This is a genomic window from Paenibacillus sp. 01T422, from assembly GCF_056398785.1.
Genome location: NZ_JBFTQB010000107.1, coordinates 1 through 10906 on the forward strand (window position 1 = coordinate 1; position 10906 = coordinate 10906).

Genomic DNA, 10906 nt, shown 5'->3' on the forward strand with positions numbered 1-10906 from the left:
ACTGATCAGTAAGAAGAGGAATACGCCGACGGCAGCCGGTACTCTCCAGCGGCCGAGCGCAGTGAGCGTCTTTCTGGCATCTTTTCCTCCTACGGTTGCATAACTCTTTCTTTTACCGATCAATCTCTGGTTGATATAGATCATTAAGGAGGAGATCCCGATAAGGATAAGACTAAGTACATAAGCGATGGATGGCATTCGGCTGTTCATGCTGTTGTAGAGCATCGTCGAGAGTGTGTAAAATTTGGTAGGAAGCCCGAGAAGAGCAGCTGTCCCAAAGTTACCCATGCTGGAAGTGAAGGTTAGCAGGAGTCCCGACAATATGGCTGGCGCAACCAATGGCATCACAATTCTCCGTAAAATGGTGAATCGGTTCGCCCCGAGCAGCTCCGCCGCTTCTTCCATATTGACGTTGATCGAACTGAAGGCAACCGCCATCAGCAAGTAGAAATACATGTATCCATGCTCGGTCAACACAATGGAGATCGGTAGGAAGCCATAAGAGAGGCTATCAGGGGGCGTTGTACCCGTCAGGTACTCGAGAATGCCTGGACTTCCGCCGATTCGATCATTCTTGAACATAATGAGCCATGCAAAGCCTTTGATCCAGGAAGGAATGATGTAAGGAATAATCAATAAAGAACCGATGAGTTTCTTGCAGGGAAGATCGGTACGTACAACGAGCCATGCCAGCACACCTCCAACCAGCAGGGACAGGATCGACACCGTAATTGCAATGCTGAACGAATGCAGCAATGGTTTATAGAAGACGGAGGCGCTAATATCGCTGTGCAAGACATGGAGCCAATGGTACAATGTCCAGTTGCCGGCAATCGAATGTGGATTTTGCCGAAGATCCTCTGGGTGCCATTTCAACGTATAGGAAAGGATCTCCCATAACGGATACGCAATGGTGTACGCCAGAAAAGCTAGCGCTATGATCCCGATCACATATACCGGGTTAGTCAAAATCATGCTCATGTAGTTCAAGAAAGCCCGCGTTCTGCCCATAACATTTCCTTCCCACACCCGTCTTTTCGATGATAGTATGACTATAAGCAAATAGTGTTAACCGAGTGTTAGAGTCAGATTAAGGTGATGTAAATTTTATTACATAAAGTTTATTAGTGTAATAAAATTATCATTTTCTGTATATTTTCAATCTATCATGCCTTATAATAGGGTTGTTGTATGGACTACAAAAGGGAGAGGAATTGCCATTGCCGAACATATTTGACTGGGAAGTTAGCAAGCTGTCACCAACTCAAAAAAACATTGCCGATTTCATTGAAAGAAATGCCAGCCAACTGCCTTACCTAACGGAAAACGACATTGCCCGAGGGGTCGGGACTAGCATTGCGTCCGTCTCTCGTTTCTGGCAATCGATAGGCTCTGCTAACTTAAAAGAGTTTAAGAGCAAACATCGGGAGCTGCATACCGTTACCCCCGCCGTAAAAATGAAAAATATTATTAACAAGTTATCGTCTGAAGATATAGTTGGGGATATGTTGGCACTGACAGCCAACTATTTGCAAGAAACATCGCTCAATTTAGTTCGCGAAGAATTCGACAAGGCTGTTGCCGTCTTGGCACAAGGAAGAAAAACGTATATATTCGCTCCTGGCCCCGCAGAAGGTCTGGGGCAGTTATTGCATTTTCGATTGAACCGCTTGGGGATTCCGAGCGAAACGATCGAAAAAAGTGGAGCTCAATTATTCGAATCTATCCTTCAGCTTAAAGAGCAAGATGTCATCGTGATCTTCGGTTTCTTCTCTCTCATTGCGGAGATTAAGGTTATTCTGGATTATGCCTCTGAGTTGAAGTGTACGACCATTGTCATTACGGACCGCCTGGTCTCCGATCTCAATGCTCAAGCCAACATCTTGCTCTACGCTTATCGCGGGCAGATCGGAGATTTCCATCCGATGGTAGCGCCAACCGCCGTGGTTGAGAGCCTCGTACTCGCTGTCGGGCAACATATTGAAGCACAAGCGTTAACGCATCTGAATCGTCTCCAAACCTTGCGTCACCGGTATTCGAATTATATTCCGTATTAAATGAACGAAAGTGCACCCGGTACCGGGTGCACTTTTGTTATAAGAATACCTCTATCGCGATCATTGATGAGCAAGTTAGCAGCGATGCGCTCCACTCATACATAACGGACACCAGAGTCGTTAATAGATCAATAAACAACCAAATTACACTCGGAAAACGTGAATAGCTGCATTGGAGTCCGTTAGCATGTAGAAAAGCTTTATTCCCATCGAATAAAGCCTGCTGTGTCCGTTAGCGAAGCAAGCGGTGCGAAAGCCGCTCAGTCATTCATCTAAACGAAAAGTTGCGACGCGCTTTTGGAATAATTAGTTAAATTTTCATGCTCGTACTAGTTCATATATCCAACCTTTTCCAACTAGATTTGAATCTAATATATAGTGGAAAGGTGGAGGATGTGTGATGAACTTAGAAGAGCTCAAACGAACAACGTACGATTTAATTGCTAGCTTGGGTCAAAACTGTGATCCGGCAGGTCACCTCAGGAGACACAAGTTAAGAAAATTTTCAATGCCTATGGATTGGGTTATTTCTATTTCACTTACCGATGTAAATAGGTTATTAGCGAATAAATTCCAGGGATTTATGGATCTCCCCAACTTGCAAGTAGTAGAGGGCAGTTCACAGTATGTCGATGAATTTTCTGCCGTTGTTCAGAAAATGCCCTCCTATTTCATCAAAGACATGCGCTATAATGTGACTTCTGTTCATGACTTTCCCATTGTTCCCAATCAAAGTTGGCACTACACTTATCACGTTTATAAAGCAAAATTGAACATGCGCATTCGACGGTTTTTAGAAGAATCCGCGAAGTCTGAATCCTCACTTTATGTTAGACTCCTTGCTACTTATGACCAAGCAACTGAATTGCAAGCTGTTCTGCGAAAATTTACAAATGGTGATTTCACAATACTTATCGTTAATCCTATTGCAAACCTACAACGAGTCACTGAGTTAGATTGGGGATTGGAGCATGTCTGCGTTGTTGAAATTCCAAGTACAAACAACTTGAAAGACTGGGATTCTATCTTAAATGGCATTAAGATAAAGCCTTAGTAATCCGACACTGTTTCTTCATATCCCCTAGGCTCTATCATAGAAAACCGCGGCTCCTTTGGATCGCGGTTTTTCATTATGTAATTGCCCTCCTCCTGATCAAGAAAGAACTACAGGGCGCTATTTCTAACAAATCGGCTATTTCAGGGTCTAGAGGGATCTACAGGGTCTTATTTGCTCTGAATCGCTTGGATTCAACCAGATTTGATGAAATAGAGAACCATAGTTCCCACTAAACGGTAAAACAATTGGTTTTCGAGAAAATAGAGGATCACTGTTCCTCCCTATCGAGATAGCTACGTATTTTGACAGGAAGATCTTCCCCTCGAAGTCTTGATTTAGTGTATTTCTACTAAGCTATGATTGATATCATAGACATGCTAGATTATAATACAATCTTGGAATGTTACATTAAACAAAAGGACTGGATGACATGCTTACAAATAGCCCCGAATATTGGATTTCCAAACTTGAGCTCGAAGCGCACCCCGAGGGCGGTTATTATAAACGAACTTTTCAAGCGGAAGAAAAGATCACGGATCAAGAATTGTCCGTCCGATTCAATGGTTCACGATTGTTGTATACTAGTATCTACTTTCTCCTTCAATCTCATGATGTCTCGCATTTCCATCGGTTGAAGTCGGATGAGTTGTGGTATTTTCATGCCGGAAGCCCGCTCACGATTCATGTCATTCACGAGGATGGCACCTATGAGGAAGTTAAACTAGGCATTCATTTGGAAAATGGAGAAATCCCCCAATATTTAGTGCCAAAAAACTGTATTTTCGGATCCTCGGTCATGGAAAAAAATACGTTTTCGCTTGTCGGATGCATGGTATCACCTGGATTTGATTTTCAGGATTTCGAACTATTTTCGCAGGAAGAGCTGCTTAAACAATATCCGCAACACAAAGATGTCATCAAAAAGTTAGCCTATGAACTGCTTCCTGTCTAAGGGAAGGCGAATACAACACGTCGATGTGACGTGTTTTTATTTTTGCCGATATTTGTTGTAGAATGACAGTATCAAATAAGACCTTTGGGGAATAGCTATCCGATTGGAGAAAATCATGATCTATCAAAATTTAGAAGAATGCCTCATTGATTTAGAGAATAACGGACATTTGGTTCGCATTCATGAAGAAGTTGATCCTGAGCTAGAGATGGCAGCCATTCATATGAAGGTTCATGCAGCTGGCGGCCCGGCCTTATTATTCGAGAATGTCAAAGGTTCGAAGTTTCGCGCGGTATCTAACCTTTTTGGCACAGTTGAGCGCAGCAAATTTATTTTTCGGGATACGTGGGAAGGCGTCCAGAAAGTAATCTCTTTGCGAAGCGATCCGATGAAAGCAATGAAAAGCCCTCTGAAACATTTCGGAACGGGGCTCGCCGCGTGGAAAGCACTGCCGCTCCAAGTAAATGGCGGTCTACCGGCTACTTTTGAAGAAGTCAGCATAGCAGATCTCCCTCTTATTAAACACTGGCCAGATGATGGCGGGGCCTTCGTCACGTTACCTCAGGTGTACTCCGAAGATCCGGAGAAGCCGGGAATTATGAATTCCAATCTGGGAATGTACCGGATTCAGCTGAGCGGAAACGAGTATGAATTGAATAAGGAGATCGGCCTGCATTATCAGATTCATCGCGGCATCGGCGTGCACCAAGACAAAGCAACCAAGCAGGGACTGCCTCTAAAAGTTAGTATCTTCATTGGCGGACCACCGGCACATACGCTGTCAGCTGTAATGCCTCTTCCGGAGGGCATGAGTGAGATCACTTTCGCTGGCTTGCTTTCAGGACGCCGGTTCCGTTATAGCTATATCGATGGATACTGCATTAGCCATGATGCTGATTTCGTTATCACCGGGGACATATACCCTGGCGAAACGAAGCCGGAAGGCCCTTTCGGCGATCATTTGGGCTATTACAGCTTGACGCATCCTTTTCCTCTCATGAGAGTTCACAACGTATATGCTAAGAAAAATGCCGTCTTTCCCTTTACTGTCGTTGGCAGACCCCCTCAAGAGGATACGGCATTCGGTGCCTTGATCCATGAATTAACCGGGGACGCGATCAAGCAAGAAATCCCAGGCGTCAAAGAAGTGCATGCCGTCGATGCTGCCGGGGTGCATCCGTTGCTCTTCGCAATCGGCAGTGAACGGTATACGCCTTATCAACAAGTAAAACAACCGGCAGAGCTGCTCACAATTGCGAATCGAATTCTAGGAACGGGACAAGTGAGCTTAGCCAAGTATTTATTCATTACGGCAGAGGAGAGCCAGCCTCTGGATTCTCATGACGTCGAGCATTTTTTAACTTACATTTTAGCTAGAATGGATCTTCATCGTGACCTTCATTTCCAGACAAATACGACCATCGATACGCTCGATTACTCTGGTACTGGGCTTAATACCGGAAGTAAGGTTGTTTTTGCAGCAGTCGGTGATATCAAAAGAGAGTTGTGCCAAGAAGTGCCTGACGCTTTCAATGATATAACGGGAATAGAACATGCTCATCTGGTCATGCCGGGAATCGTTGCGATTCAGATTTCTGAATTTATAAGTTACCGTGATACGCAAAAGGAAATGAAAGATTTGTGCGAGGCTATCGGAGCAAAAGGCCCGCTTCCAACTTGTCCGTTGATCATCGTTTGTGACAACAGCCAATTTATGAGTGAGTCCATTGACAATTTCGTTTGGGGTACATTTACACGCAGCAACCCCTCCCATGATATTTATGGGGTGAATAGTTATTACGAGAATAAGCATTGGGCTTGCGATAATATCGTGATTGATGCCCGCATCAAACCGCATCAAGCCCCTCCATTAATACCAGACCCAACGGTTGAGAACAACATTATGCGATTCTTCGCCGATGGCGCCAGTTTAGGCAGCTTACACAAATAAGATTGGATTTCAGTCACAGCAAAAAGCAGCATCACAACCAATCAGGTTGTGGTGCTATTTTCATTCGGAGCTTAGCGGCAAAGGAAAAGCAATAAAACCGTCGAACATACTAACAAAAGCTATTTAAGCGCTGCATTGACGGCGCAGAACGGTGGTTACAGATCAATGTCTGGGACACTTTTATCCACTAAACTTCATATCCCCCCTCTGCGGCCTAAAATGGTTTTTCGCACCCGTCTGATTGAAAGGCTTAATGAGGGTCTGCACCGCAAACTGACCCTCCTATCAGCCTCTGCCGGGTTTGGTAAAACCCTGCTCGTCAGCGAATGGCTTGCCAGCTGCAAGCGGCCTGCAGCCTGGGTGTCGATCGATGGGAGCGATAATGACCCCACACGTTTCCTAACTTATCTGTCGGCAGCACTTCAGAGCATTGGAGCGAACATTGGCGAAGGTTTGTTAGATGCACTCCAAGCCCCTCATCCTCCGCCTGTTGAGTCGATACTGACCGTGCTGCTCAATGAAATTAGCAGTATTCCGCACCAATCTATCCTCGTGCTTGATGATTATCATTTAATTGATGCAGACTCGGTACACCAAGCGCTCATTTATCTCCTTGAGCACCTGCCTCCACAGATGCATCTGGTTATCACCACACGTGAAGATCCGCCACTTCCGCTAGCTCGGCTGAGAGTGCGTGGGCAATTGACTGAGCTGCGCGCTGCTGACTTACGCTTCAATCTTTCGGAAGCCGCTGACTTCCTCAACCAAACGATGGGGCTGAACCTCTCATCCGAAAATGTGGCCCTGCTGGAATCACGCACAGAAGGCTGGGTTGCTGGTCTGCAATTAGCCGCGATTTCCATGGAGGGGCTACATGATGCCACCCGCTTCATCAAGTCTTTCACCGGCAGTCACCGCTTCATTCTTGATTATTTGGTTGAAGAGGTGCTGCACAACCAATCCGAAAGCGTTCAGATATTTTTGCTGCACACGTCGATTCTCGATCGCTTGTGTGCTCCACTCTGTGATGCCGTTATGCGCCTTGCTCCCTCATCTTCCAGTCATGAAACTTTGAAAAGGCTTGAGCAAGCCAACCTTTTCCTTATTCCGCTGGACAACGAGCGGCGTTGGTTCCGTTATCACCATCTTTTTGCTGAATTATTGCGAAAGCGGCTGCAACAGCATACTTCAACAACTGGAGAAAATATCGAAGCCGAACTGCACCTTCGTGCGAGTAGGTGGTACGAGGAAAATGGGCTGGAGCTTGAAGCTTTTCATCATGCTGCTGCCGCCAAACATATAGATCATGCTGCCCGTTTGGTGGAAGGTAACGGGGTTCCCCTGCATTTTCGAGGTATGATGTCCCCAGTATTGAATTGGCTGGCTTCATTGCCAGCAACTGTGCTGGAAGATAGACCTTCTTTGTTAGTTATGTATGCCTCGGCTTTAGTATTTACGGGACAAAATAACAACGTGGAACAAAAATTGCAGACAGCTGAAAAAGCACTAAAAAAAGTCGAGACAGACGACAAGTCGCGTGACCTTGCAGGACAAATCGCCTCTATAAGGGCTATGTTGGCTATCCCCCAATATCAAAGTAACATCATCCTCACCCAGTCACTCCTAGCTTTGGAATTACTGCATCCTGATAACTTGCCGGTCCGTGCTGCCGCTGCCTGGACGCTTGGTTTGGCTTATCAGCTTCTAGGAGACCGTCCCGCAGCAAGCCGGGCGTATAGGGATGTCATCTCTTTCGGCCAATCGACGCCATCGATCATGATCACTATCGCAGCTACAACAGGCCTTGGCAGCATCCAAGAAGCAGACAGCCAGCTTGWTCTGGCAGCTGAGTCTTACGAGCGAGTGATCCAGTTAGCAGGGGAACCTCCTCTCCCAGCGGCTTGCGAAGCGCAGCTAGGACTAGCTCGCATTTGCTACGAATGGAACGAGCTGGACGCCGCTGAATGGCACGGACGACAGAGCATCCAATTAGCTAAGCAAGTAGAAAGTGTAGACACCTACGCTTTATGTGAATTGTTGTTCACCCGGCTCAAGCTCGCCCAAGGGGATATGGCTGGTGCTGCCGCTAGCTTGGCCAGAGCGGATCAGTACGTTCGTAAGCATAACTTCGTATCTCGGATGCCTGATATTGCTGCTGCACAAGTGCTTATACAGCTTCATCAGGGCAATCTAGCAGCAGCTGCCCAGCTGGCACATTCACAGGAACTCCCCATCTGCCAAGTCCGGGTTCAATTGGCCTTAGGTGATGCGGCAGCTGCACTAGCCTTGTTGGAGCCGTTACGTCTGCACACCGAAGAAAATGGCTCGCTAGATGAGCGGCTCAAGGTAATGGCCCTGCAAGTGGCTGCGCTGCATGCTAATGGCGACAAACCAGAGGCAGCGGCCCTACTTGTTGAAGTGCTGAAGCTGGCAGAGCCTGGCGGCTACATTCGACTTCTTGTAGACGAAGGCATTCCTCTCGCGGAACTGGTCTGTGAAGCTCAACCGAATGGGATCATGCCGGACTATCTGAGCAAACTACTAGCTTCTTCCGAAGCGATGGAACAGTTTGACGCTGACAATGCCTACTTGCCCCCTACTCAGCCTAAACAGGGCCTTATAGAGCCATTAAGTGTACGCGAGTTAAAAGTGCTCGAGCTCATTGCTTTGGGACTCTCGAACCGTGAGATTAGCGAGCGGCTTTTCGTCGCTTTGAGTACAGTAAAAGGGCATAATCAACGAATTTTTGATAAGCTCCAAGTCAAAAGGCGCACTGAAGCGATTGCTCGCGCCCGCGAGTTAGGTCTGTTCCACTAGCCAACAACAATACCTCAAAACAATACTTTAGTAGCTACACAGGGATACCTGCTTGTAGCTATATTGTTTGTAGACTACGCAAGAGGCACATCCGATTAACATGAGGTGGCCGAATCTGCGTGATCGTGGAGGAGATCTTATGAAAGCAATCATAACGACAAAATATGGATCACCCGACGTGCTTCGACTTAGTGAAGTTGATAAACCTATTCCGAAGGATCATGAAATATTGATCAAAATACATGCGACGGTCGTCACACCAGCAGACTGTGCTTTTCGAAAGGCTGACCCTTTCATGACAAGATTGTTCAGCGGTCTGACCAAACCTAATTGTATACCAGGCTTTGAGCTAGCCGGGGAAATTGAGGACGTAGGCGGCGGTGTTATTCTTTTCAAAAAAGGTGATCAGGTATTTGGAACGGCTGGCACTGGTTTCGGCGCTCATGCTGAATACAAATGCCTCCCGGAAACCGGCGTGGTATTCGCTAAACCAACGAATATGACCTACGCAGATGCCGTCGCTGTCTGTGATGGAGGCTTAACGGCCTTGTCATTCCTTAGAGATATTGGCAACATTCAGCGTGGACAGCAAATTCTAATCAATGGTGCTTCTGGCGCGGTTGGTGCCTATGGAGTACAGCTTGCCAAGTACTATGGAGCAGAAGTTACTGCGGTATGCAGCGGGGCTAATGTGGAATTAGTCAAATCGCTGGGAGCCGATCATGTTATTGATTATACAAAAGAGGACTTTGCTCTAAACAGCCATACCTACGATATTATATTTGATGCTGTGGGCAAAAGTTCATTTTCACGCTGCAAAAGCTCGCTTAAGCAAAATGGCAGCTATCTGTCTGCGGTCCCTTCGCTCGCTATCCTGCTTCAGATGGTGTGGACAGCAAAGGTTGGCACCAAGAGAGCTTATTTTGCAGCTACTGGACTCAAGCAAAAGAAAGAAAACCTTACTTTTCTCAAAGAGCTAGCCGAAGCGGAGCAAATCGTATCCGTCATAGACAGACGCTATTCCCTGGAACAAATTTCCGAAGCTCACCGATATGTGGATACTGGGCATAAAAAAGGCAATGTCGTCATCACAGTGGGATAAAGCGAATCCAAACTAGAAAACCTAACCTGAAATGAGATTCATGTCAGGAGCAAATAGTCAAGGAAAAACCAACTTATCAAGGACCAAATGTAACTCGCAATATAAAAACTACGAATCATAAAATTATCCCTGTTCTCCCTTCAATAAATATGGTAGATTGATTGTATCATCCATTGGAGGTAAATCACTTTGAAAGCAGTCACCGAGAAGCTCATAAAGCAGCATCAATCCTTTTTGTCTGACAACCCCAATGAACTTTCAAATTATGGATCAATCTATGAACATATGCTTTATTACTTCACAAGCGTGCTAGGCATTGATGAGCAGCAAGCTTTGTATACCATACAAGATTTTAAATCCGATATTTCCTGTGATATAGGTAAGAATATCGTGCAGTCCAAGGTGAATTTGTAGCCATTAGTCGCAAGGAACTTCGCTAGTGCAAAGGAGACATGTTAATGACGAAAGAATTTTGGCTCAACTTGCCGGTCAAGGACCTGCAGAAATCAAAAGAATTTTTCGCCCAACTTGGATTCACTTTTCATCCACGGCACGAGCATAGCGAGGAACTGGCTGGTATGTTTGTCGGACATAGCCCGGTCATTATTATGTTATTCCCAGAATCGGCTTTCCAAGGCTTTACGAATAATGAGATCGCTGATACAACGAAAGGCACGGAGATGCTGATTTCTTTTGATGCGGAGAGCAGAGAAGAAGTCGACGAAGTGCTGGCCAAAGCCGTCAAAGCAGGCGGCACCATCTATGGCAAGCCTACGGATCAAGGCTGGATGTACGGCGGCGGGTTCATTGATTTGGACGGCCATCGCTGGAATGTGCTGTACATGGATCAGAGCAAAATGCCGCAGGCGTAAGCCGCCTCGGAGTTACGGAATCCCTTGAGGTTATGCCTCGAGGGATTTTTTTGATATAACAAGTAAATAGAGAGGTGTGATCTCATTGAACGTTCTTC

Annotated in this window: 9 protein-coding genes; 8 read left to right on the top strand and 1 reads right to left on the bottom strand. The window is 46.1% G+C overall.

What is annotated here, in order from left to right; genetic code table 11:
• A partial coding sequence (locus AC1DUA_RS08310; RefSeq protein WP_477499283.1) for an ABC transporter permease occupies nt 1–1011 on the bottom strand: 1011 nt, incomplete at its 3' end.
• A 209-nt stretch (nt 1012–1220) separates the two neighbouring features.
• Between AC1DUA_RS08310 and AC1DUA_RS08315 the strand changes: the two genes are divergently transcribed.
• The 8 genes from AC1DUA_RS08315 (at nt 1221) to AC1DUA_RS08350 (ending at nt 10808) form a co-directional block, all read left to right on the top strand.
• Complete coding sequence (locus AC1DUA_RS08315) at nt 1221–2057, top strand: MurR/RpiR family transcriptional regulator (protein WP_477499284.1); 837 nt, start codon at nt 1221–1223, stop codon at nt 2055–2057.
• Between the two features lie 400 nt (nt 2058–2457).
• On the top strand, nt 2458–3111 hold the full coding sequence (locus tag AC1DUA_RS08320) for a DUF1796 family putative cysteine peptidase (RefSeq protein ID WP_477499285.1): 654 nt from the start codon (nt 2458–2460) through the stop codon (nt 3109–3111).
• A gap of 433 nt (nt 3112–3544) precedes the next feature.
• Nucleotides 3545–4066: a cupin domain-containing protein gene (locus tag AC1DUA_RS08325; RefSeq protein WP_477499286.1), complete on the top strand. Its 522-nt coding sequence runs from the start codon at nt 3545–3547 to the stop codon at nt 4064–4066.
• A gap of 115 nt (nt 4067–4181) precedes the next feature.
• On the top strand, nt 4182–6017 hold the full coding sequence (locus tag AC1DUA_RS08330) for a UbiD family decarboxylase (protein WP_477499287.1): 1836 nt from the start codon (nt 4182–4184) through the stop codon (nt 6015–6017).
• A gap of 165 nt (nt 6018–6182) precedes the next feature.
• A complete protein-coding gene (locus AC1DUA_RS08335; protein WP_477499288.1) occupies nt 6183–8834 on the top strand; it encodes a winged helix-turn-helix domain-containing protein in 2652 nt (883 codons plus the stop codon).
• 139 nt (nt 8835–8973) lie between these two features.
• The gene (locus AC1DUA_RS08340) at nt 8974–9936 is read left to right on the top strand and encodes an NAD(P)-dependent alcohol dehydrogenase (RefSeq protein WP_477499289.1); all 963 of its coding nucleotides are present in this window, start codon (nt 8974–8976) and stop codon (nt 9934–9936) included.
• 189 nt (nt 9937–10125) lie between these two features.
• Nucleotides 10126–10350 carry a hypothetical protein gene (locus AC1DUA_RS08345; protein ID WP_477499290.1) on the top strand — a complete coding sequence of 75 codons (225 nt, stop codon included), beginning with the start codon at nt 10126–10128 and terminating at the stop codon, nt 10348–10350.
• Nucleotides 10351–10394: 44 nt separating this feature from the next.
• Entirely contained in the window at nt 10395–10808 is a 414-nt protein-coding gene (locus AC1DUA_RS08350) for a VOC family protein (protein ID WP_477499291.1), read from the top strand.
• Nucleotides 10809–10906 lie beyond the last annotated feature (98 nt).

Excerpts from the sequence above, each read along its gene's own strand:
- AC1DUA_RS08325 (WP_477499286.1), top strand. The coding sequence starts at position 3,545 with ATGCTTACAAATAGCCCCGAATATTGGATTTCCAAACTTGAGCTCGAA.
- AC1DUA_RS08340 (WP_477499289.1), top strand. The coding sequence starts at position 8,974 with ATGAAAGCAATCATAACGACAAAATATGGATCACCCGACGTGCTTCGA.
- AC1DUA_RS08330 (WP_477499287.1), top strand. The coding sequence starts at position 4,182 with ATGATCTATCAAAATTTAGAAGAATGCCTCATTGATTTAGAGAATAAC.
- AC1DUA_RS08350 (WP_477499291.1), top strand. The coding sequence starts at position 10,395 with ATGACGAAAGAATTTTGGCTCAACTTGCCGGTCAAGGACCTGCAGAAA.
- AC1DUA_RS08320 (WP_477499285.1), top strand. The coding sequence starts at position 2,458 with ATGAACTTAGAAGAGCTCAAACGAACAACGTACGATTTAATTGCTAGC.